The 22,370-nt window shown below is 72.5% G+C and carries 19 protein-coding genes and 1 riboswitch; of the genes, 18 read left to right on the top strand and 1 reads right to left on the bottom strand.

What is annotated here, in order from left to right; genetic code table 11:
• Positions 1-198: 198 nt before the first annotated feature.
• The 15 genes from ACZ6S8_RS26140 (at position 199) to ACZ6S8_RS26070 (ending at position 17,631) form a co-directional block, all read left to right on the top strand.
• Positions 199-2,028 carry a DUF5941 domain-containing protein gene (locus ACZ6S8_RS26140; RefSeq protein WP_469459728.1) on the top strand — a complete coding sequence of 610 codons (1,830 nt, stop codon included), beginning with the start codon at positions 199-201 and terminating at the stop codon, positions 2,026-2,028.
• Complete coding sequence (locus ACZ6S8_RS26135) at positions 2,025-2,777, top strand: phosphocholine cytidylyltransferase family protein (protein WP_469459647.1); 753 nt, start codon at positions 2,025-2,027, stop codon at positions 2,775-2,777. Before ACZ6S8_RS26140 ends, ACZ6S8_RS26135 begins: the two co-directional genes overlap by 4 nt.
• Positions 2,765-3,826, top strand: coding sequence for an iron-containing alcohol dehydrogenase family protein (locus ACZ6S8_RS26130; protein WP_469459645.1), 1,062 nt, complete (start codon positions 2,765-2,767; stop codon positions 3,824-3,826). Before ACZ6S8_RS26135 ends, ACZ6S8_RS26130 begins: the two co-directional genes overlap by 13 nt.
• On the top strand, positions 3,804-4,583 hold the full coding sequence (locus ACZ6S8_RS26125; RefSeq protein ID WP_469459643.1) for a CDP-alcohol phosphatidyltransferase family protein: 780 nt from the start codon (positions 3,804-3,806) through the stop codon (positions 4,581-4,583). Before ACZ6S8_RS26130 ends, ACZ6S8_RS26125 begins: the two co-directional genes overlap by 23 nt.
• Before the next feature lie 8 nt (positions 4,584-4,591).
• The gene (locus tag ACZ6S8_RS26120; protein ID WP_469459726.1) at positions 4,592-5,464 is read left to right on the top strand and encodes a glycosyltransferase family 2 protein; all 873 of its coding nucleotides are present in this window, start codon (positions 4,592-4,594) and stop codon (positions 5,462-5,464) included.
• A 99-nt stretch (positions 5,465-5,563) separates the two neighbouring features.
• Positions 5,564-6,493 (top strand): ABC transporter permease, encoded by a 930-nt coding sequence (locus ACZ6S8_RS26115; RefSeq protein ID WP_469459641.1) that lies wholly within the window; start codon positions 5,564-5,566, stop codon positions 6,491-6,493.
• Positions 6,486-7,268, top strand: a complete 783-nt coding sequence (locus ACZ6S8_RS26110) for an ABC transporter ATP-binding protein (RefSeq protein WP_469459639.1) — start codon at positions 6,486-6,488, stop codon at positions 7,266-7,268. Before ACZ6S8_RS26115 ends, ACZ6S8_RS26110 begins: the two co-directional genes overlap by 8 nt.
• A 411-nt stretch (positions 7,269-7,679) precedes the next feature.
• Complete coding sequence (gene hpnC / locus ACZ6S8_RS26105) at positions 7,680-8,609, top strand: squalene synthase HpnC (RefSeq protein WP_469459637.1); 930 nt, start codon at positions 7,680-7,682, stop codon at positions 8,607-8,609.
• Positions 8,606-9,586, top strand: a complete 981-nt coding sequence (gene hpnD, locus ACZ6S8_RS26100; RefSeq protein WP_469459635.1) for a presqualene diphosphate synthase HpnD — start codon at positions 8,606-8,608, stop codon at positions 9,584-9,586. Before hpnC ends, hpnD begins: the two co-directional genes overlap by 4 nt.
• Before the next feature lie 238 nt (positions 9,587-9,824).
• The gene (hpnE, locus tag ACZ6S8_RS26095) at positions 9,825-11,204 is read left to right on the top strand and encodes a hydroxysqualene dehydroxylase HpnE (RefSeq protein WP_469459633.1); all 1,380 of its coding nucleotides are present in this window, start codon (positions 9,825-9,827) and stop codon (positions 11,202-11,204) included.
• Positions 11,205-11,257: 53 nt separating this feature from the next.
• Positions 11,258-12,352, top strand: a complete 1,095-nt coding sequence (locus ACZ6S8_RS26090; protein ID WP_469459631.1) for a polyprenyl synthetase family protein — start codon at positions 11,258-11,260, stop codon at positions 12,350-12,352.
• 116 nt (positions 12,353-12,468) lie between these two features.
• Positions 12,469-14,517, top strand: coding sequence for a squalene--hopene cyclase (gene shc / locus ACZ6S8_RS26085; protein WP_469459629.1), 2,049 nt, complete (start codon positions 12,469-12,471; stop codon positions 14,515-14,517).
• Positions 14,517-15,182: a phosphorylase family protein gene (locus tag ACZ6S8_RS26080; RefSeq protein WP_469459627.1), complete on the top strand. Its 666-nt coding sequence runs from the start codon at positions 14,517-14,519 to the stop codon at positions 15,180-15,182. The genes shc and ACZ6S8_RS26080 overlap by 1 nt, the downstream gene beginning before the upstream one ends.
• 5 nt (positions 15,183-15,187) lie before the next feature.
• The gene (gene hpnH, locus ACZ6S8_RS26075) at positions 15,188-16,219 is read left to right on the top strand and encodes an adenosyl-hopene transferase HpnH (RefSeq protein WP_469459625.1); all 1,032 of its coding nucleotides are present in this window, start codon (positions 15,188-15,190) and stop codon (positions 16,217-16,219) included.
• On the top strand, positions 16,216-17,631 hold the full coding sequence (locus tag ACZ6S8_RS26070; protein WP_469459623.1) for an aspartate aminotransferase family protein: 1,416 nt from the start codon (positions 16,216-16,218) through the stop codon (positions 17,629-17,631). The genes hpnH and ACZ6S8_RS26070 overlap by 4 nt, the downstream gene beginning before the upstream one ends.
• Before the next feature lie 24 nt (positions 17,632-17,655).
• On the opposite strand, the gene ACZ6S8_RS26065 is transcribed toward ACZ6S8_RS26070, so the two are convergent.
• Positions 17,656-18,474 (bottom strand): tyrosine-protein phosphatase, encoded by an 819-nt coding sequence (locus ACZ6S8_RS26065; protein ID WP_469459621.1) that lies wholly within the window; start codon positions 18,472-18,474, stop codon positions 17,656-17,658.
• 312 nt (positions 18,475-18,786) lie between these two features.
• Positions 18,787-18,962: riboswitch (cyclic di-AMP (ydaO/yuaA leader) on the top strand.
• 2 nt (positions 18,963-18,964) lie between these two features.
• Here ACZ6S8_RS26065 and ACZ6S8_RS26060 point away from each other — a divergent pair.
• The 3 genes from ACZ6S8_RS26060 (at position 18,965) to ACZ6S8_RS26050 (ending at position 22,366) form a co-directional block, all read left to right on the top strand.
• The gene (locus ACZ6S8_RS26060) at positions 18,965-19,972 is read left to right on the top strand and encodes a peptidoglycan DD-metalloendopeptidase family protein (protein ID WP_469459619.1); all 1,008 of its coding nucleotides are present in this window, start codon (positions 18,965-18,967) and stop codon (positions 19,970-19,972) included.
• A 176-nt stretch (positions 19,973-20,148) separates the two neighbouring features.
• Complete coding sequence (locus ACZ6S8_RS26055) at positions 20,149-20,934, top strand: SGNH/GDSL hydrolase family protein (RefSeq protein WP_469459617.1); 786 nt, start codon at positions 20,149-20,151, stop codon at positions 20,932-20,934.
• 190 nt (positions 20,935-21,124) lie between these two features.
• Complete coding sequence (locus tag ACZ6S8_RS26050) at positions 21,125-22,366, top strand: MBL fold metallo-hydrolase (RefSeq protein ID WP_469459615.1); 1,242 nt, start codon at positions 21,125-21,127, stop codon at positions 22,364-22,366.
• The last annotated feature ends 4 nt before the right edge of the window (positions 22,367-22,370 follow it).

Genomic DNA, 22,370 nt, shown 5'->3' with positions numbered 1-22,370 from the left:
GTAACACCGGGGCGGTTTGTGATCCCCCGTGATGATCGTCAATGATGATCCCGCCCGGGCCCGGGGCCCGGGAATATTCGGCTTATCGGGGCGTAAACGGGTGATGAACCCTTGCTTCCATTCATCCGATAGCCTCTGCCGACGTGTCGCCGCCCACGCGGCGCGCGCTTCGGATTTCGTTACAAGGAGTGAGTTCGCCTGCCGACCGTCATCCTTACCGGCCTGCCGGTGCCCGGATCACCCCTCGCGGACGAGCTGCGCTCCCTCGGCTTCGACGTCCGCCCCGCCACCGGCCCCGAGGACGCGGCCGCCGCACTGGCCCGCGTACCGGCCGACCAGCGGGTCGCCCTCGTCGACAGCGAGTTCGTCGGGCACGTCCACGCGCTGCGCCTCGCGCTGACCGACCCCCGCTTCGACGCCTGCGCCGTCACGGGGGCCTTCGCCGTCCAGCCCGCCGCCCGTCCCGCCCTGGACCGCGCGGCCGCCGCGGGTGCGCTCGCGGGCGGCGCCCCCGGTGCCCCCCCCGGTGCCCCCGCCGGCGCCGGCCCGGCCCTGCGCGTCCCGTACGCGGACCGCCTCGCCGAAGCCGTCGAGGCCGCCGGCACCGCCGTCCAGCGCCCCGAGCTCGGCACGCTCGTCGCCACCGTCCCCGCGACCCCCGCGGAGCGGGCCGAGGCCGTCGCCGCCGTCGCCTCCGTCGACGACGAGGCCGTACGCCTGCGGACCGCCGTGAAGTCCCGCGACGGCTTCTTCACCACCTTCTTCATCAGCCCGTACTCGCGCTACATCGCCCGCTGGTGCGCGCGCCGCGGCCTGACCCCGAACCAGGTCACCACCGCCTCGCTGATCACCGCCCTGATCGCGGCCGGCTGCGCCGCGACCGGGGACCGCTGGGGCTACGTCGCCGCCGGCGTGCTGCTCCTCGTCTCGTTCGTCCTGGACTGCACCGACGGGCAGCTCGCCCGCTACTCGCTCCAGTACTCGACGATGGGCGCATGGCTCGACGCCACCTTCGACCGCGCTAAGGAGTACTCCTTCTACGCGGGCCTCGCCCTGGGCGCCGCCCGCAACGGGGACGACGTCTGGGCCCTCGCCCTCGGCTCCATGATCCTCATGACCTGCCGGCACGTCGTCGACTTCGCCTTCAACGAGGCCAACCACGACGCCACGGCGAACACGAGCCCCACGGCCGCGCTCTCCGACAAGCTCGACAGCGTCGGCTGGACCGTCTGGCTCCGCCGGATGATCATCCTTCCGATCGGCGAGCGCTGGGCGATGATCGCGGTGCTGACCGCGCTCACCACCCCCCGGATCGTCTTCTACGCGCTGCTCGTCGGCTGCGCCTTCGGCGCCCTCTACACCACCGCCGGCCGCGTCCTGCGCTCCCTGACCCGCAGGGCCGAGCGCACGCCCCGGGCCGCCCGGGCGCTGGCCGACCTCGCCGACTCGGGCCCGCTGGCCGAGCTCGCGGCGCGGCTCGTCGGCCGGATGGCGCCCGGCGCCGGGATCGCCGCCGCCGTCATCGGCTCCGCGGCCCTGCTCTGGACCGCCTGGGCCTACGACTTCGGCAGCCGCCAGGTGATCATCGCCGCCGTGTTCTACGCGCTGCTCGCGGGAGCCGCCGTCGCGCGCCCGCTGACCGGGGCCCTCGACTGGCTCGTCCCGCCCGTGTTCCGGGCGGCCGAGTACACCACCGTGCTGATCCTCGCCGCGAAGGCGGACGTCCCCGGAGCGCTTCCGGCGGCATTCGGCCTGATCGCGGCGGTCGCCTACCATCACTACGACACGGTGTACCGGATTCGCGGTGGCACCGGCGCGCCCCCGCACTGGCTGGTGCGGTCGATCGGCGGTCACGAGGGCCGGGTCCTGCTGACCGTGGTCCTGGCCGCCGTCCTCGCTCGCGACGCGTTCCCCGTCGCGCTCACGGCCACCGCCGTGTTCGTGGCACTCGTGGTGCTCGTGGAGAGCATCCGCTTCTGGGTCTCCTCCGGAGCACCCGCCGTACACGACGAAGGAGAACCCGCATGATCGGCCTTGTACTCGCTGCCGGTGCCGGACGCCGTCTGCGTCCCTACACCGACACCCTGCCCAAGGCCCTCGTGCCCGTCGGCCCCGAAGGCGACGAGGAGAGCATCACGGTCCTCGACCTGACCCTCGGCAACTTCGCCGAGGTCGGCCTCACCGAGGTCGCCGTCGTCGTCGGCTACCGCAAGGAAGCGGTCTACGCGCGCCGCGAGGCCCTGGAGGCCAAGTACGGCGTCAAGATCACGCTGATCGACAACGACAAGGCCGAGGAGTGGAACAACGCCTACTCCCTGTGGTGCGCGCGTGACGTCCTCAAGCAGGGCGTGATCCTCGCCAACGGCGACACCGTCCACCCGGTCTCCGTGGAGCGGACCCTGCTCGCCGCCCGCGGCGACGGCAAGAAGATCATCCTCGCCCTCGACACGGTCAAGAGCCTGGCCGACGAGGAGATGAAGGTCGTCACCGCCGAAGGCCGGGGCGTGCGGAAGATCACCAAGCTGATGGAGCCGTCCGACGCGACGGGCGAGTACATCGGCGTCACCCTCATCGAGCCCGAGGCCGCCGAAGAGCTGGCCGAAGCGCTGAAGACCACCTTCGAGCGCGACCCCGACCTCTACTACGAGGACGGCTACCAGCAGCTCGTCAACGACGGCTTCACGATCGACGTGGCCCCCATCGGCGACGTCAAGTGGGTCGAGATCGACAACCACGACGACCTCGCCAAGGGCCGGACGATCGCATGCCAGTACTGACCCGGCTGATCCCCTCGCCGGTCGTCGTCGACATCAGCCGCGGCGCCATGGACGACCTGGCCGGCCTCCTGGCCGACCAGCGGATCTCGGCGTCCGGCAAGCTGGCGATCGCGATCAGCGGCGGATCCGGCGTGGCGCTGCGCGCCAAGCTGGAGCCCGTGCTGCCGCACGCCGACTGGTACCCGGTCGTCGACGGCACCATCGACTCCGCCGTGAAGCTGGCCGACGACATAAAGGGCAGCCGCTACGACGCCGTCGTGGGCCTGGGCGGCGGCAAGATCATCGACGTGGCGAAGTACGCCGCCGCGCGGGTCGGCCTGCCCATGGTGGCCGTCGCCACCAACCTCTCGCACGACGGCATCTGCTCGCCCGTGTCCATCCTGGACAACGACAACGGCCGCGGCTCCTACGGCGTGCCGACGCCGATCGCCATGGTGATCGACCTCGACGTGATCAAGGACGCCCCGGTGCGGTTCATCCGCGCGGGCATCGGCGACGTCATCTCCAACATCTCGGCGATCGCCGACTGGGAGCTCTCGCACCGGCTCAACGACGAGCCCGTCGACGGCCTCGCCGCCGCGATGGCCCGCACCGCCGGCGAGTCCGTGCTGCGCCACCCCGGCGGCTGCGGCGACGACGAGTTCCTCACCGTTCTCTCCGAGGGCCTGGTCCTCTCGGGCATCGCCATGTCGATCAGCGGCGACACCCGCCCGTCGTCCGGCGCCTGCCACGAGATCAGCCACGCCTTCGACCTGTTGTACCCGGGCCGCTCGGCGCTCCACGGCGAGCAGGTCGGCCTCGGAGCCGCCTTCGCCATGCACCTGCGCGGCGCCGAGCAGCAGTCGGGCCTCTTCGTGGAGGTGCTGCGCCGGCACGGCCTGCCGGTGTCGCCCGAGGAGATCGGCTTCAGCGTCGACGAGTTCGTCGCCGCCGTCGAGTACGCCCCCCAGACCCGCCCGGGACGCTTCACGATCCTGGAGCACCTCAACCTGTCCGCCGCCGAGATCAGGGACGCTTACGCCGACTATGCCAAGACCATCCGTAGCTGAACTCCGGCCCGTCGTTCACCCGGCGGGCGTCAAGGACCGGGTCAGCGGCGAGCACTGGGGCGGGCGCCTCTACATGCGCGAGATCTCCCTGCGCATCACCCGCCTCCTGGTCACCACCCGGGTCACGCCGAACCAGCTGACCTACGTGATGACCCTCGCCGGCGTGCTCGCCCTCCCGGCCCTGCTCATCCCCGGCATCTGGGGCGCGGTCCTCGGCGTGGTCGCGGTGCAGATGTACCTGCTGCTCGACTGCGTCGACGGCGAGGTCGCCCGCTGGAAGAAGCAGTACTCGCTCTCCGGGGTCTACCTCGACCGGGTCGGCGCCTACCTGTGTGACGCCGCCGTCCTCGTCGGCTTCGGCCTGCGCGCCTCCGACCTGTGGGGCAGCGGGCGGATCGACTGGCTGTGGGCCTTCCTGGGCACCCTGGCGGCCCTCGGCGCGATCCTGATCAAGGCCGAGACCGACCTGGTCGGCGTCGCCCGCCACCAGGCCGGAAAGCCCGTGGTCCAGGACGCGGCGGCCGAGCCGCGCTCCTCCGGCATGGCGCTCGCCCGCCGGGCCGCGGCCGCCCTCAAGTTCCACCGCCTCGTCCTCGGCATCGAGGCGTCCCTGCTCATCCTGGTGCTGGCCGTCCTGGACCAGATGCGCGGCGACCTGTACTTCTCCCGCCTGGGCGTCGCCGTACTGGCCGGCATCGCGGTGCTGCAGACCGTGCTGCACCTCGTGTCCGTCCTGGCCTCCAGCAGGCTCAAGTGAGCGCCCCGATGCGGCTGGGCGCCGTGATCATCACCATGGGCAACCGGCCCGACGACCTCAAGGCGCTCATCGACTCGGTGGCCCGCCAGGACGGCGCCCCCGTCGAGGTCGTCGTGGTGGGCCAGGGCGTGGAGGTCACCGGGATGCCCGAGGGCGTCCGTACGGTGGCCCTGCCCGAGAACCTGGGCATCCCGGGCGGCCGCAACGTCGGCATCGAGGCCTTCGGCCCCGGCGGCCGCGACGTGGACGCCCTGCTGTTCCTCGACGACGACGGGCTGCTGGAGCGGACCGACACCGCCGAGCTGTGCCGCCAGGCGTTCGCGGAGGACCCGGAGCTCGGGATCGTCAGCTTCCGGATCGCCGACCCCGAGACCGGCGTCACCCAGCGCCGGCACGTGCCGCGGCTGCGCGCCTCGGACCCGATGCGCTCCTCGCGCGTGACCACCTTCCTCGGCGGCGCCAACGCGGTCCGCACCTCGGTGTTCGAGCAGGTCGGACCGCTTCCGGGGGAGTTCTTCTACGCGCACGAGGAGACGGACCTGGCCTGGCGGGCGCTCGACGCAGGGTGGCTGATCGACTACCGGGCGGACATGGTGCTGCTGCACCCCACCACGTCCCCCTCCCGGCACGCGGTCTACCACCGTATGGTTGCCCGTAACCGGGTGTGGCTCGCCCGCCGCAACCTGCCCGCCCCGCTGGTCCCCGTCTACCTGGGGGTCTGGCTCCTGCTGACCCTGGTCCGCAGGCCGTCGGCGCCCGCGCTGAAGGCCTGGTTCGGCGGATTCCGCGAGGGGTGGACCACTCCCTGCGGCCCCCGCCGGCCCATGCGGTGGCGGACGGTCTGGCGGTTGACCCGGTTGGGCCGACCACCTGTCATCTGACCCGATCGCGTCTGGGACCATGGCGCGATCACGGGCCTCGTGCCACCAGCCTGATGCCCATCCTTCCTGCCGCATCTTGAAGACGGAAAGTTTCAACTTGTGAGTGACACAACCCACGACGGCGCCCTCGCCACGAGCAAGCCGCCGTCCGAAGACGCGGGGCTGAGCCCCGCGGAGCTCGCCAGGAAGTACGGCCTGTCCGTGAGCGGCGCCCGCCCCGGCCTGGGCGAGTACATTCGCCAGCTCTGGGGCCGGCGCCACTTCGTCCTTGCCTTCTCCCGGGCCAAGCTGGTCGCGCAGTACAGCCAGGCGAAGCTCGGCCAGGTCTGGCAGGTGGCGACCCCCCTGCTGAACGCGGCCGTCTACTGGCTGATCTTCGGCCTGATCCTCGGAGCGGGCAAGGAGATGCCCAAGGGCGTCTACGTCCCGTTCCTGATGATGGGCATCTTCGTCTTCACCTTCACCCAGAGCTCGGTGATGGCGGGCGTCCGGGCGATCTCCGGGAACCTCGGACTGGTGCGGGCGCTGCACTTCCCGCGCGCCGCGCTCCCGGTGTCCTTCTCGCTCCAGCAGCTCCAGCAGCTGATGTACTCGATGATCGTCGTCTTCATCATCGCCATCAGCTTCGGCAACTACCCGCGGCTGTCCTGGCTGCTGGTGATCCCGACGCTGGCGCTCCAGTTCGTCTTCAACACCGGTCTCGCCATGATCTTCGCGCGCATGGGATCCAAGACCCCCGACCTGGCGCAGCTGATGCCGTTCGTGATGCGCACCTGGATGTACGCCTCCGGCGTCATGTTCCCGATCGGCATCTACCTCGCGAAGCAGCCGCAGTGGATCAGCGACGTGCTGCTGTGGAACCCGGTGGCGATCTACATGGACCTGATCCGGTTCGCGCTGATCGACGACTACGGCGCGAGCAACCTGCCGCCGCACGTCTGGGCCTTCGCGGTGGGCTGGGCCGTGGTGATCGGCCTCGGGGGCTTCGTGTACTTCTGGAAGGCTGAGGAGCGTTACGGCCGTGGCTGAGCAAACCGAGGGGCGCATCCCCACCGTGATCGCGGACGGCGTGCACATCGTCTACCGCGTCAACACCGGCGGAGCCGGCAAGGGCGCGGCCACCGCCGCGCTCAGCAAGATAGTCCGCCGGGGCAAGGGCGAGGAGCGCGGCGTCCGCCGGGTCCACGCCGTACGAGGGGTCACCTTCACCTCCTACCGCGGCGAGGCCATCGGCCTCATCGGCTCCAACGGCTCCGGCAAGTCGACGCTGCTGCGCGCCATCGCGGGCCTGCTGCCCTGCGAGGAGGGCCGGGTCTACACCGACGGCCAGCCGTCGCTGCTGGGCGTCAACGCGGCGCTGATGAACGACCTGACCGGCGAGCGCAACATCGTCCTCGGCGGTCTCGCCATGGGCATGACCCGCGAGCAGATCAGGGAGCGCTACCAGGGCATCGTCGACTTCTCGGGCATCAACGAGAAGGGCGACTTCATCTCCCTGCCGATGCGCACCTACTCCTCCGGAATGGCGGCGCGCCTGCGCTTCTCCATCGCGGCGGCCAAGGACCACGACGTCCTGATGATCGACGAGGCCCTCGCCACCGGTGACCGCAGCTTCCAGGTGCGCTCCGAGAACCGCATCCGCGAACTGCGGGAGAAGGCGGGCACCGTCTTCCTGGTGAGCCACAACAACAAGTCGATCCGCGACACATGCGACCGCGTGCTGTGGCTGGAGAAGGGCGAGCTCCTCATGGACGGGCCCACGGAGGAAGTCGTCTCGGCCTACGAGAAGGCGACCAACGGCTGACGCCCGCCCCCGTGCGCAACCACGAGGCCCCCGCCGCTCAGCGCGGCGGGGGCCTCGTGGTGTCCGGGCCCGGCAGCGGGCGGTATCCGGTGGATTTCCACGCCATTCGACGCTGTTCGACGGCATTCGGCGACATTCGGCGGCGGACGCCGCGACATTCGGTGCCGGAGCGAATACCCCAGCGGCTTCCGCGGCGTTGTACAGCGTAAGCTGAAGCGGTCCTGAATCGCGGCAAGAGGGGACGATTCACCGCAGGTGAACGGCCTTGAGGTACCCCGGGGAATCCCCGGCGGCGTGTCCGAAATAGGATGCATTGGGTCGGCAGTGTAGAACGGGAGATGTGACGGCAATGGCTACGGGAATTCTCCGGCCCCCAGGCACGACGGCCGTCCCCGCCCCGGGCGGCGGGCGGTGACCCCGGGGCACGACGACCGACCCGGGTCCGACACGGCCCACTCGCGCGCCACCCTCGGCAAGGCCCGGACGGAGAACTTCCCCGTCGCACCCGTCTTCCTGCCGCGCGCCTGGCGCGAGGGCCTGACGGCGGTCTACGGGTACGCCCGCCTCGTCGACGACATCGGCGACGGGGACCTCGCCCCCGGAGGCCGCGACGCGGTGCTCCTCGGCCTCGACCCGGCCGCCGCCGACGACCGGTCGGCGATGCTCGACGCCTTCGAGACCGACCTGCACCGGGTGTTCGGCGCCGCCGACGGTCTGCCGCGCCACCCGCTGCTCACGGCCCTGCGGCCCGTCGTGCGCGCGCACGGCCTGACCCCCGAGCCGTTCCTCGCGCTCATCGAGGCCAACCGGCAGGACCAGCGGGTCTCCCGCTACGCGACGTACGCCGAGCTCCTCGCCTACTGCGAGCTCTCCGCGAACCCGGTCGGCCGCCTCGTGCTCTCCCTCACCGCAACCGCCACCCCCGAGCGGATCCGCCGCTCCGACGCCGTCTGCACCGCCCTGCAGATCGCCGAACACCTCCAGGACGTCGCCGAGGACCTCGGCCGGGACCGGGTCTACCTGCCCGGCGAGGACATGCGGCGCTTCCACGTCACGGAGGCCGACCTGAAGGCCCCGAGCGCCGGAGCGTCCGTACGCTCCCTGATCGCGTTCGAGAGCGAACGCGCCGCCGCGCTGCTGGACGAGGGCACCCCGCTCGTGGGCAGCGTGCACGGCAGGCTCCGGCTGCTGCTCGCGGGCTTCGTGGGAGGGGGCCGCGCGGCCCTGAGGGCCGTCACCGACGCCGGCTTCGACGTACTTCCCGGCCCGCCCAAGCCCACCAAGCGCGGCCTGCTCCGCGAGGTGGCCGCCGTCCTGCGCACAGCGCCGAGAAAGAGGTGAGCCCGAACGTGGAGGGCCCCACACACGCGTCGTCACCGGTTGCGCCGTCCGCACCGGTCCTGGCGGCCTACAGCTACTGCGAGGCCGTCACCGGCTCACAGGCGCGCAACTTCGCGTACGGCATCCGGCTGCTGCCCACCGACAAGCGGCAGGCGATGTCCGCGCTGTACGCCTTCTCCCGCCGCGTCGACGACATCGGCGACGGCATCCTCGCGCCCGCCGCGAAGCTGTCCCGGCTGGAGGAGACCCGCGCCCTGCTCGGCCGGATCCGCGCCGAGGAGATCGACGAGGACGACACCGACCCGGTCGCCGTCGCCCTCGCGCACGCCGCGCGCCGGTTCCCCATCCCGCTCGGCGGACTCGACGAGCTCATCGACGGCGTCCTCATGGACGTCCGCGGGGAGACCTACGAAACCTGGGACGACCTCAGGGAGTACTGCCGGTGCGTCGCCGGCGCCATCGGACGGCTCTCGCTCGGCGTGTTCGGCACCGTGGGCACCGGCGGACTCGCAGCGGCCGACGCGGCGCGCGCCGGGGAGTACGCCGACACCCTCGGCCTCGCCCTGCAACTCACCAACATCCTCCGGGACGTTCGCGAGGACGCGGCCAACGGCCGCACCTACCTCCCCGCCGAGGACCTCGCCAAGTTCGGCTGCTCGGACGGGTTCCGCAGCGAGCGGATGCCCGCCGGGTCGGACTTCGCGGGCCTGGTCCACCACGAAGTCCGGCGCGCCCGCGCCCTGTTCGTAGAGGGCTACCGGCTGCTGCCCCTGCTCGACCGGCGCAGCGGGGCCTGCGTGGCCGCCATGGCCGGGATCTACCGTCGCCTCCTCGACCGCATCGAGCGGGAGCCGGAGGCCGTGCTCCGCGGCCGCGTCTCGCTGCCGACGCACGAGAAGGCGTACGTCGCCGTCCGCGGCCTCTCCGGCCTCGACGCGCGCACCATCTCCCGCCAGAGCACCCGGAGGCGGGTCTGATGAACCCGACCCGCTCCGCGCGGCCCGCGCACCCGGGCCGCGCATCCACCCGTCCGGCGGTCCGCCGGCCCGCACCCCGGCCCGCCCCCGCCGGTCCGGGCAGGACCGCGGCTCAGGCAACCGGGACCCGGCCGGCCGCGTCTCTCCGTGCGGGCCGCGCGCTGCCGGCCGCGGCGCGGGCCGCGCGGGCCCGGCGGGCGACCGCCGCGGAGGACGACCGCAGCACCCGGGAGGGCGTATGAGCGACAGCGACCGGCACGCCGTCGTCATCGGCGGCGGACTCGCCGGGGTCACCGCCGCGCTCGAACTGGCCGACGCCGGACTCCGGGTCACGCTCCTGGAAGGCCGCCCGCGGCTCGGCGGGCTGGCCTTCTCGTTCAAGCGCGGCGACCTCACCGTCGACAACGGCCAGCACGTGTACCTGCGGTGCTGCACCGCCTACCGGTGGTTCCTGGAGCGGGTGGACGGCGCCGCCCTCGCCCCCGTCCAGGACCGGCTCGACGTCCCCGTCCTCGACGTCGGCGGCCCCGGCCGCCCGCGACTGGGCCGGCTGCGCCGCAGCCGCCTGCCCGTCCCCCTGCACCTCGCCGGCTCCCTGGCCCGCTACCCGCACCTCTCCCTCGCCGAACGGGCGTCCGTCGGCCGCGCCGCCCTCGCGCTGCGCCGGCTCGACCCCGCCGACCCGGCGCTGGACGGCCTGGACTTCGCGACCTGGCTCGGCCGCCACGGCCAGTCCGCCCGTACCATCGAGGCCCTGTGGGACCTCGTCGGCATCGCCACCCTCAACGCCACCGCCGAACAGTCCTCGCTGGGCCTGGCCGCCATGGTCTTCAAGACCGGCCTGCTCTCGGAGAACGGCGCCGCCGACATCGGCTGGGCCCGCGTACCGCTCGGCGACCTGCACGACACCCTCGCCCGCAAGGCGCTCGACGCGGCCGGCGTACGGACCGAGCTGCGCACCCGGGTGACCGCCGTCTCCCGCACGCCCGAGGGGCATTGGCAGGTCGACACCGAGGGCGAGTCCCTCGCCGCCGGCACCGTCGTCCTCGCCGTCCCGCAGCGCGAGGCGCACGGCCTGCTCCCGGCGGGCGCGCTCGCCGACCCGGACCGGCTCCTGGACATCGGCACCGCGCCGATCCTCAACGTCCACGTCGTCTACGACCGCAAGGTGCTCCGGCAGCCCTTCTTCGCCGCGCTCGGCTCCCCGGTCCAGTGGGTCTTCGACCGCACGGAGGCCTCCGGGCTCCCCGACGGCGGCCAGTACCTGGCACTGTCCCAGTCCGTCGCGCAGGACGACATCGAGGAGCCCGTCTCGCTCCTGCGGGACAAGTACCTGCCCGAGCTGGAAAGGCTGCTGCCGGCCGCGCGCGGCGCCAAGGTGCGGGACTTCTTCGTCACCCGGGAGCGGACGGCCACCTTCGCCCCCACCCCCGGCGTCGGCCGGCTGCGCCCCGGCGCGCGGACCGACACGCCGGGGCTCTACCTGGCCGGTGCATGGACTGCCACCGGCTGGCCCGCGACCATGGAGAGCGCCGTACGGAGCGGCATGGGCGCGGCGCACGCCGCGCTCGCCGCACTCGGCCGCCACCGCGAACACCCTCTGCAGGAGGCGGCATGACGACGACCACCAGCACGACCGGAACCGCACGTACAGGAACCAGAGGAGAACCAGTGAACCCGGGGAATCCGGCCGTCGAGAACACGGATGCCGGTGTGGGCACCGCCGGCGGGGAGAAGGCGGACACGCTCGCCCTCCTGGAGCGCGGCCGCACGCTGTCCACGCCCGTGCTCCGCGCCGCCGTCGACCGGCTCGCGTCGCCCATGAACACCGTCGCCGCCTACCACTTCGGCTGGATCGACGCCCAGGGCAACCCCGCGGACGGCGACGGCGGCAAGGCCGTGCGCCCCGCCCTCGCGCTGCTCTCCGCCGAGGCCGCGGGCGCGGCGGCCGAGGTCGGCGTCCCGGGCGCCGTCGCGGTCGAACTCGTCCACAACTTCTCGCTGCTGCACGACGACCTGATGGACGGCGACGAGCAGCGCCGCCACCGCGACACGGTGTGGAAGGTGCACGGACCGGCGCTGGCCATCCTGGTCGGCGACGCGCTGTTCGCCCTCGCCAACGAAGTGCTGCTGGAACTCGGCACCGTCGAGGCGGGCCGCGCGGCCCGCCGCCTGACGACCGCCAGCCGCAAGCTCATCGACGGCCAGGCCCAGGACATCTCCTACGAGCACCGCGAGCGCGTCAGCGTCGAGGAGTGCCTGGAGATGGAGGGCAACAAGACGGGCGCCCTCCTGGCCTGCGCGGTCTCCATCGGCGCGGTCCTCGGCGGCGCGGACGACCGCACTGCCGACAAGCTGGAGGAGTACGGCTACCACCTGGGCCTCGCCTTCCAGGCCGTCGACGACCTCCTGGGCATTTGGGGCGACCCGGAGGCCACCGGCAAGCAGACCTGGAGCGACCTGCGCCAGCGCAAGAAGTCGCTGCCCGTCGTCGCGGCCCTCGCCGCGGGCGGGCCGGCCTGCGAGGAGCTCGCCGAGCTGCTCGCGGCCGACGCCAAGAGCAACGACTTCGAGAACTTCTCGGAGGAGGAGTTCGCCGCCCGGGCGGCGCTGATCGAGGCGGCCGGCGGACGCCAGTGGACCGCCGACGAGGCACGCCGCCAGCACGCCGTCGCGATCCGCGCCCTGGACGACGTGGACATGCCGCAGACGGTGCGCGAGCAGCTCGTGGCCCTCGCCGACTTCGTCGTCGTGCGCAAGAGGTGATCGCCGCCCGCAAGCTGATATGACGCTACGGTCGCCGGCCGGCGCCGCCCCCACCGGGGCGAGCCGGCCGACGGCAGACCCCAGCACAGCACAGGACACTGTTCTAAGGGGAAGCCATGACAGCGACGACCGACGGCGGCGCGGAAAGCGCCGGCGCTGGCAGCGGAATTGAAGCCGGCCCCCGGCCGGGACCGGACCCGGCCGTGCCGACGGTGGGTCAGGCCCGGCCTGAGCCGGCCGTAGCGGATCCGCCCGAACCGGCCGGACCGGAGCCGAGGACGCCACGGGAGGCCGCGGCGCGCGCGACCCGGCACCTCCTGGACCACCAGGACCCCGAGGGGTGGTGGAAGGGCGACCTGGAGACCAACGTCACCATGGACGCCGAGGACCTGCTGCTGCGGCAGTTCCTCGGCATCCGGGACGAGGCCGTCACCACGGCCACCGCCCTCTTCATCCGGGGCGAGCAGCGCAGCGACGGCACCTGGGCCACCTTCCACGGCGGCCCGCCCGACCTCTCCGCCACCGTCGAGGCCTACGTGGCCCTTCGGCTCGCCGGAGACGCCCCGGACTCCCCGCACATGGCCCGTGCCTCGGCCTGGATCCGGGCCCACGGGGGGATCGCCGCCGCCCGCGTCTTCACCCGGATCTGGCTCGCGCTGTTCGGCTGGTGGAACTGGGACCACCTGCCCGAACTCCCGCCCGAGCTGGTGTTCCTGCCGACCTGGGCGCCCCTGAACATCTACGACTTCGGCTGCTGGGCCCGCCAGACCATCGTCCCGCTCACCGTGGTCTCCGCGCTGCGCCCCGTCCGCCCGGGCCCGTTCGCCCTGGACGAGCTGCACGCCGACGCCCGCGTACCGAACCCGCTCAAGCGGCTCGCTCCGCTGACCAGTTGGGACGGCGTCTTCCAGCGGATGGACAAGGCGCTGCACGTCTACCGGCGCTACGCCCCGCGCCGGCTGCGCAAGGCCGCGATGGACACCGCCGGCCGCTGGATCGTCGAACGCCAGGAGAACGACGGCTGCTGGGGCGGGATCCAGCCGCCCGCCGTGTACTCCGTCATCGCCCTGCACCTGCTCGGCTACGACCTGAAGCACCCGGTCATGCGCGCCGGGCTGGAATCCCTGGACCGGTTCGCGGTGTGGCGCGAAGACGGCGCCCGGATGATCGAAGCCTGCCAGTCACCGGTCTGGGACACCTGCCTGGCCGCGATCGCGCTGGCCGACGCGGGCCTGCCGGCCGACCACCCGGCCCTCGTCAAGGCCGCCGACTGGATGCTGGGCGAGGAGATCGTGCGCAGCGGGGACTGGGCGGTGCGGCGGCCCGGGCTCGCCCCCGGCGGATGGGCGTTCGAGTTCCACAACGACACCTACCCCGACATCGACGACACCGCCGAGGTCGTCCTCGCCCTGCGCCGCGTCCGACACCCCGACCCCTCCCGGGTCGAGGGGGCCATCGGCCGCGGGGTGTCCTGGACCCTCGGCATGCAGTCGAAGAACGGGGCCTGGGGCGCCTTCGACGCCGACAACACCAGCCCCTTGCCGAACAAGCTGCCCTTCTGCGACTTCGGCGAGGTCATCGACCCGCCCTCGGCCGACGTCACCGCCCACGTGGTGGAGATGCTCGCCTTCGAGGGCCGGGCCGCCGACCCCCGGGCCCGGCGCGGCATCGCATGGCTCCTCGCCGAACAGGAGCCGGAGGGAGGCTGGTTCGGCCGCTGGGGCACCAACTACATCTACGGCACCGGGTCGGTGGTGCCCGCCCTGACCGCCGCCGGCCTCGCCCCGGCGCACCCCGCGATCCGGCGTGCGGTGCGCTGGCTGGAGTCCGTACAGAACGAGGACGGCGGGTGGGGCGAGGACCAGCGCTCCTACAAGGACCCCTCGTGGGCCGGGAAGGGCGCCTCCACCGCCTCGCAGACGGCGTGGGCGCTGATGGCCCTGCTGTCGGCCGGCGAGCGCGACGGCGGGGCCGTCGAGCGCGGCATCGCCTACCTCGTGCGCACGCAGGAGGAGGACGGCTCCTGGGACGAGCCGTACTTCACGGGCACCGGCTTCCCCTGGGACTTCTCCATCAACTACCACCTGTACCGGCAGGTGTTCCCGCTCACCGCACTCGGCCGCTACCTGCACGGAGAGCCGTCCGTCCGCGCCGGGGAAGCGTGATGGCCGCCCGGCCGGAGCGCCCCGGCGGCGACGCTTCGCCGCTGCTCGTCGCCTGCGCGCTGCGCATCGAGCGGGCGGCGCTGCGCGGCACGGGCCGGGGCGCCCCCGAGCAGTACGCCGTACTGCGCACCGGCATGGGTCCGCGCGCGGCCGAGCGGGCCGTCGCCGGGGCCCTGCAACGGCCGGGCATGGACCGGGCCGCCGTCCTCGCCACCGGGTTCTGCGCCGGACTCGTCCCCGGGATGCACCCCGGGGACCTGGTGGTGGCCGAGGAGACCCGGGACCCGCACGGCTCCGTCGCCTGCACCGGCACCGCCCTGCTCGCCGAGGCACTGGCCCGGGCCGCGCCCGGCCGTACCGTGCACCTCGGCGCACTGACCGGATCCGACCACGTCGTCCGCGGCCAGGAGCGCGCGCGGCTGCGCGCCACCGGCGCCGTCGCGGTCGACATGGAGTCCGCGGCCACGCTGTGGACCGCAACCCGGGGAGGCGGGGCGGCCACAGGACGCCCCGTTGCCGCCGTCCGGGTGATCGTGGACGCTCCGGAGCACGAGCTCGTCCGCATCAGCACCGTACGCGGTGGAATATCGGCCTTCCGTGTATTGCGTGCCGTACTGCCCGCTTTTTATGAATGGCACCGTTCTTCGCTGCTCCCCAGGAGGTGAGCCAGATGGCCATGCCGCTGCGCCAGTCCATCAGGGTCGGGACCTATCTTCTCGAACAGAAGATCCGCAAGCGGGAGAAGTTCCCGCTGATCGTCGAGCTCGAACCGCTCTACGCCTGCAACCTGGCCTGTGAGGGATGCGGGAAGATCCAGCACCCGGCGGGGGTGCTCAAGCAGCGCATGCCGGTCGCCCAGGCGGTCGGCGCCGTGCTGGAGTCGGGCGCGCCCATGGTGTCCATCGCGGGCGGCGAGCCCCTGATGCACCCGCAGATCCACGAGATCGTCCGGCAGCTGGTGGCGAAGCGGAAGTACGTCTTCCTCTGCACCAACGCGCTGCTGCTGCGCAAGAAGATCGAGAAGTTCACGCCGTCCCCCTACTTCGCCTTCGCCGTGCACATCGACGGGCTGCGCGAGCGCCACGACGAGTCGGTGGCCAAGGAGGGCGTCTTCGACGAGGCGGTCGCGGCCATCAAGGAGGCCAAGCGGCGCGGCTTCCGGGTCACCACGAACTCGACCTTCTTCAACACCGACACCCCGCAGACGATCATCGAGGTGCTGAACTACCTCAATGACGACCTCCAGGTGGACGAGATGATGATCTCGCCCGCCTACGCCTACGAGAAGGCCCCCGACCAGGAGCACTTCCTGGGCGTCGAGCAGACCCGGGAACTCTTCAGGAAGGCCTTCTCCGGAGGCAACCGGCGCCGCTGGCGCCTCAACCACTCGCCGCTCTTCCTGGATTTCCTGGAAGGAAAGGCGGACTTCCCCTGCACCGCCTGGGCCATTCCGAACTATTCGCTCTTCGGCTGGCAGCGCCCCTGCTACCTGATGAGCGACGGCTACGTGCCCACGTACCGCGAGCTCATCAACGACACCGACTGGAGCAAGTACGGCCGCGGGAAGGACCCCCGCTGCGCGAACTGCATGGCGCACTGCGGCTACGAGCCCACGGCCGTCCTCGCCACCATGGGTTCCCTCAAGGAGTCCCTGAGGGCGGCCCGGGAGACGATCGGCGGGAACCGGGGCACGTCGGCATGAGCGCCGGTCCGCGGGAGGAGGGCGGCCGGGGCGGGGGCTTCGACCTCGGCGCCCTGCTGGCCGAGCGCGGCGCGGAGCGGTACGAGCTGCACGCCCGGTACCTGAACCACCAGCTGCCCCGGATGCTGCACACCATCGGCTTCGACAAGGTCTACGAGCGGGCCGAGGGCGCCCACTTCTGGGACGCCGAGGGCAACGACTACCTGGACATGCTGGCGGGCTTCGGGGTGATGGGCCTGGGGCGCCACCACCCCGTGGTCCGCCGGGCGCTGCACGACGTGCTGGACGCCCGGCTCGCCGACCTGACCCGCTTCGACTGCCAGCCGCTGCCCGGGCTGCTGGCCGAGAAGCTCCTCTCGTACAGCCCCCACCTGGACCGGGTCTTCTTCGGCAACAGCGGCACCGAGGCCGTGGAGACCGCCCTGAAGTTCGCCCGGTACGCCACCGGGCGTCCCAGGGTCCTCTACTGCGACCACGCCTTCCACGGGCTGACCACGGGCGCGCTCTCGGTCAACGGGGAGGCCGGCTTCCGGGACGGGTTCGCGCCGCTGCTGCCCGACACGAAGATCGCGCTCGGCGACCTGGCGGCCCTGGAACGGGAGCTGCGGCGCGGGGACGTGGCGGCCCTCGTGGTGGAGCCGATCCAGGGCAAGGGGGTCCTCGCGGCCCCGCCCGGATTCCTGCTCGCCGCGCAGGAGCTGCTGCACCGGCACAAGGCGCTGCTGATCGCCGACGAGGTGCAGACGGGCCTGGGACGGACCGGTGACTTCTACGCGTACCAGCACGAGCCGGGCGTGGAACCGGACCTCGTGTGCGTCGCCAAGGCGCTCTCGGGCGGCTACGTGCCGGTCGGTGCGACCCTGGGCAAGGACTGGATCTTCAAAAAGGTCTACTCGTCCATGGACCGGGTCCTCGTCCACTCGGCGAGCTTCGGTTCCAACGCGCAGGCGATGGCGGCCGGACTGGCGGTGCTCTCCGTCATGGAGGACGAGGAGGTCGTCGCGAACGCGCGGGCCATGGGCGACCTGCTCCGCGGGCGGCTCGCGGCCCTCGTGGACGAGTACGAGCTGCTGCACGAGGTGCGGGGGCGCGGGCTGATGATCGGCATCGAGTTCGGCCGGCCGTCCTCGCTGGGGCTGCGCAGCCGGTGGACGATGCTCCAGGCGGCCCGCAAGGGGCTCTTCGCGCAGATGGTCGTGGTGCCGCTGCTCCAGAAGCACCGCATCCTCACCCAGGTGTCCGGCGACCACCTGGAAGTGATCAAGCTCATCCCGCCGCTCGTCGTGGACGAGGCGGACGTCGACCGGTTCGTCGGTGCCTTCCGCGAGGTGATGGACGAGGCGCACGGCGGGTCCGGGCTGATGTGGGAATTCGGCCGGACGCTGGTGAAGCAGGCCGTCGGCAACCGCTGACCGCCGACGGCCCGCCGCGGCGGGTCAGTCCAGCAGTCCGGCCCGGAGCCGGGCGAGGGTCTCGGGCGCCAGCCCGAGGCCCTCTGCCAGGTAGGGCTCCACCCCGCCCCAGGTCTCGTCGATGGTGTCGAAGGCCGCCGTCAGGTACGCGGCGCGGGCGTCGAACAGCGGGGACAGCAGCTCCATCACCTCGGGGGAGCGGGCATCGGGGGAGTCGCTGCCGCGGCGCACCCGGTAGCGCCGGTGCGGGGCGTTGGACTCCAGGTAGTCCGCCACGATCGCCTCGCGCTCGACGCCCAGGGCGAGCAGGGTGACGGCGACGGACAGACCGGCACGGTCCTTGCCGGCCGCACAGTGCATGAGCGCGGGGACGCTGTCCCCGGCGAGCGCGTGCAGGACCAGACTGTGCTCGGCGGTGCGGTTCGCGATGATCGAGCGGTACGAGTTCGCCATCCGTGCCGCGCCCCTCCCGTCGCCCAGGAGTCCGCGGAGCTGTTCCAGATCGCCGTCGCGCACCATCTTCCAGAACTCCCGGCCGTCGGCCGGATCCGAGAGCGGGATGTTGACGTTCCGCACGCCGGGGAGCTCCACGTCCGGCCCCTCCAGCGCGTGGTCGGCGTCGTTGCGGAAGTCGAAGACGGTGTGGAGCCCGAGCGAGTTGAGGAACTCTGTATCGGTTTCAGTGGCATGTGCGAGATGTCCGCTTCGGAAGAGTCGTCCCGGCCTGACCCTCCGTCCGTCCGTCGTCGGCAGGCCGCCCACGTCGCGGAAGTTCCGTACTCCGGTCAGGTCCGGTTCCGGCTGTGACCACCCGGGCGGGGTCGGGGGTATCTGCTGGGTCACGTGAACTCCTCCGCGTCGTCGTCGGGTGTCCGAATTACACTACTTGGCAACAACTTGCCATATCCGGAGGCGAGATCGGGTGCCCGCCCGTGAGCCAGATCATACGGTGACCGTGAGTGCCTGATCGCGAAAGTCGAATGGCCCAGCCAGACCGGATGTTGGCGGTCCGGAATGGACACAGGGTGACGGGAATTCCGCCGATCTCTCACCTCTGGGATTCCGTCAGGTAATTCGCGGCTTGTTCCTCGTGGCCGGACTCGATTACCTTCGCGATCGATCCGGGCGGACCGCCGAATCCTGCCGCCACCCGGAAAACCGCACCCGACTATTCACGCGCGGCAGGAGCGGGGGAACCAGGTAAGCCGCCGTCCCGAGTGTTCATATCGGGACGGCTTGGGGTGAAGCCGTACATGTGCCCATACGTGTGCGGCCGGACATCTCCAGTCCGAACCCGACAGCTCACCTCGCAGGCGACGGAGAGGAAACCGCCATGCCCGCAAAGGGTAAGCACCGCCGTCCCAAGTCCCTTTCGATCTCCCGCGGTTTCGCCGTCGCCGGCACCGGTGGCGCGGCCCTCGCGCTGCCGCTGATGGGCGCCGCGAGCGCCCAGGCGGCCGGAGCCCCGGCCGCCGCGCCGGCCACCGTGCCCGCCGTGGCCCCGCAGCTGCCGGTCGCGCTGGCCGCGCCGGTCGCCGCCCCCGCGGCGGCCCCGGCCGCCGCGCCGACCGTGTACACGGTCGTGTCCGGCGACTACCTCTCCAAGATCGCCGCGGAGCGCGACCTGTCCGGCGGCTGGGAGCAGTTGTACGCCGACAACCGCGAGGCCGTCGGCACCGACCCCTCGCTGATCCACCCGGGTCTGAAGCTGACGCTGGGCGCGAAGGGCGCCTCCGCGCCCACCGCCGCAGCGCCGGCGCCGGCCCCGGCTCCGGCCGAGAAGCCGGTCCAGAAGAAGCAGAAGCCTGCCGAGGCCCCGGTCTCCGGCAAGGCGGCCTCGGGGAAGCAGGACGCCCCCGTCCGCAAGCAGCAGCCCAAGGTCCAGCAGAAGACGCAGGGCGCCGGGACCTCCACCGGCGCGGCGGCCCCCACGGGCGCCGGCTTCGTGGCCCCCGTCGGCGGCGGGGTCTCCACCCAGTACCGGGCGAGCGGCGCCATGTGGTCCTCGGGTTACCACACCGGAGTCGACTTCATCGCGAGCTCCGGCACCACGGTCAAGGCCGTCGGCGCGGGCACCGTCGTCTCCGCGGGCTGGGGCGGCTCGTACGGCAACGAGGTCGTCATCCGGCACGCGGACGGCAAGTACTCCCAGTACGGCCACCTCTCCTCGCTGTCCGTCTCGGCCGGCCAGAGCGTGAGCGCCGGACAGCGCATCGGCCTCTCCGGCTCCACCGGCAACTCCTCCGGCCCGCACCTGCACTTCGAGATCCGCACGGGCCCGTCCTACGGCTCCGACATCAACCCGCTGGCCTACCTCCGCTCGAAGGGCGCCACCGTCTGACGGTGAGGCGCCCGACGGCATCCGCCGCGGCGAGGGACACGCGTCAGGCCGGGACCCGAGGGGGGTCCCGGCCTGACGCGTACTTATTCCTTATCCCGCGCGTGGTATAGATCACGGTCCGTTAACCCCTGCTTACGTTGGCGTAGGTTGCCCGCCGGGGTGAAGGATGGTGCTTCGTGGCAGCGACGACGACGACACTCAAGACCATCGGCTCGTACGCGGCGATCGGGGACAGCTTCACCGAGGGTGTGGGGGACCCGGGACCGGGGGGAACGTTTCTCGGCTGGGCGGACCGGCTCGCCGTGCTCCTGGCCGATCGACGCGACGAGCACGACTTCCGATACGCGAACCTGGCCGTGCGCGGCAGGCTCCTCGACCAGATCGTGGCCGAGCAGGTGCCGCGGGCCAAGGCGCTCGCCCCGGACCTCGTGACCTTCTGCGCGGGCGGCAACGACATCATCCGGCCTGGCAGCGACCCCGACGACGTGGCGGAGCGCTTCGAGGCCGCCGTGGCCGACCTCGCCGCATCCGTCGGCCAGGTCATGATCACCACCGGCTTCGACACCCGCGGCGTGCCGGTCCTGCGGCACCTGCGCGGCAAGGTGGCGACGTACAGCGCCCACGTGCGCTCCATCGCCGACCGGTACGACTGCCCGGTGCTCGACCTCTGGTCCCTCAGATCCGTACAGGACCGGCGGGCCTGGGACGGCGACCGGCTGCACCTTTCGCCCGAGGGCCACACCCGGGTGGCCCTGCGCGCCGCGCAGGTGCTCGGCATCCAGGTGCCGACCGACCCCGACCAGCCCTGGCCGCCGCAGCGGCCGCGCGGCTCGGTGGACACCACCCGGGACAACATCCAGTGGGCCCGCGAGCACCTCGCCCCCTGGATCGGACGCCGGCTGCGCGGCGAGTCCTCCGGGGACCACGTCGCGGCGAAGCGGCCGGACCTGCTGCCGCTGTAGGCGGCCGGCCACCGACGGTACGGGCGGGGGCCGCGCGGGGCCGCAGGGGTACGGGGGAGAGGGGCGGTGCGGCCGGGGCGCGTGCGACACGGGGGCCACCCGGCCGCAAGCGGAATCCTTCGGGGCCCGTGTGCGTTGGGATGGGGGTAGACGTCCACGAACCGCGTGACCCATCGTCCCAGGAGGCGCTTTGACCGGCTCCCGTCCCCTGCGTCCACGGCTGCGCGCCCTGCGGCCCGAAGCCTTCGGCGCGGACCCGTCCGGCGCGCGGCTGGAGCGCATCCGCCGCTCGCCGCACTTCGCCGACGGCGTGTTCCAGAACCCGGTCGGCGCCCGGACCAGGCCGTCCGGCTCGATGCGGGAGTTCGCCAAGATCTACTTCCACAAGGAGCAGCGGCTGCGCCGCAACCCCGGCGCGCCGATCCCCGTGTACCCGACCACCCTCGCGGAGCTGGCCAAGCCGCCCGCGAGCGGCCTGCGCGTGACCTGGATGGGCCATTCGAGCGTGCTCGCCGAGATCGACGGGCGCCGCGTGCTGTTCGACCCCGTCTGGGGCGACCGGTGCTCCCCCTTCCCCTTCGCCGGGCCCAAGCGGCTGCACCCGGTGCCGGTGCCGCTGGCCACGCTGGGCGACGTCGACGTGGTGGTGATCTCGCACGACCACTACGACCACCTCGACCTCCCGACGATCAAGAGCCTGGCCGGTACGGACACGGTCTTCGCGGTCCCGCTGGGCGTCGGCGCGCACCTGGAGCGCTGGGGCGTCCCGGCCGACCGGCTGCGCGAACTCGACTGGAACGAGAGCACCAAGGTCGCCGGGCTCACGCTCACGGCGACCCCGGCCCGGCACTTCTGCGGGCGCGGCCTGCGCAACCAGCAGCACACCCTGTGGGCCTCCTGGGTGGTCGCGGGCGACGAGCACCGGATCTACCACAGCGGAGACACCGGGTACTTCCCCGGATTCCGGGAGATCGGCGCCACGCACGGGCCCTTCGACGCCACGATGATCCAGATCGGGGCCTACTCGGAGTACTGGCCGGACATCCACATGACGCCCGAGGAGGGCATGCAGGCCCACCTCGACCTCCAGGGCGGCATCCCGCACGGCACGATGCTGCCGATCCACTGGGGCACCTTCAACCTGGCCCCGCACCCGTGGGACGAGCCGGGCGAGGGCACCGTCGCCGCGGCGGCCAGGGCGGGAGCCGCCATCGCGCTCCCCATCCCGGGCCAGCCCTTCGAGCCCGGCGCGGCCGACGCCCCCTCCGCACCCTGGTGGAGGCCGTTCGTCGCCCAGGGCCCGACGGCGGATCCCGCCGGGGGCCCGGCCTCCGTGCCTGCGTCGGAGGCGGGAGGCGCGGCCGGGGCGCCGGCGCGGGTGGGGTCCGCGGCCGCGGGCGGGCAGGAGGAGCAGGAGCCGGTGGGGACGTAGGCGA

It is taken from the genome of Streptomyces sp. NPDC048461, from assembly GCF_055587105.1.
Note: the sequence above shows the minus strand (reverse complement) of the source record. Positions and strands in the feature narration are given on the sequence as shown.

Coding starts and splice junctions, on each gene's coding strand:
- ACZ6S8_RS26060 (WP_469459619.1), top strand. CDS start 18,965: ATGCCCGCAAAGGGTAAGCACCGCCGTCCCAAGTCCCTTTCGATCTCC.
- ACZ6S8_RS26125 (WP_469459643.1), top strand. CDS start 3,804: ATGCCAAGACCATCCGTAGCTGAACTCCGGCCCGTCGTTCACCCGGCG.
- ACZ6S8_RS26080 (WP_469459627.1), top strand. CDS start 14,517: ATGGCCGCCCGGCCGGAGCGCCCCGGCGGCGACGCTTCGCCGCTGCTC.
- shc (WP_469459629.1), top strand. CDS start 12,469: ATGACAGCGACGACCGACGGCGGCGCGGAAAGCGCCGGCGCTGGCAGC.
- ACZ6S8_RS26070 (WP_469459623.1), top strand. CDS start 16,216: ATGAGCGCCGGTCCGCGGGAGGAGGGCGGCCGGGGCGGGGGCTTCGAC.
- ACZ6S8_RS26130 (WP_469459645.1), top strand. CDS start 2,765: ATGCCAGTACTGACCCGGCTGATCCCCTCGCCGGTCGTCGTCGACATC.
- hpnH (WP_469459625.1), top strand. CDS start 15,188: ATGGCCATGCCGCTGCGCCAGTCCATCAGGGTCGGGACCTATCTTCTC.
- hpnE (WP_469459633.1), top strand. CDS start 9,825: ATGAGCGACAGCGACCGGCACGCCGTCGTCATCGGCGGCGGACTCGCC.
- ACZ6S8_RS26135 (WP_469459647.1), top strand. CDS start 2,025: ATGATCGGCCTTGTACTCGCTGCCGGTGCCGGACGCCGTCTGCGTCCC.
- ACZ6S8_RS26120 (WP_469459726.1), top strand. CDS start 4,592: ATGCGGCTGGGCGCCGTGATCATCACCATGGGCAACCGGCCCGACGAC.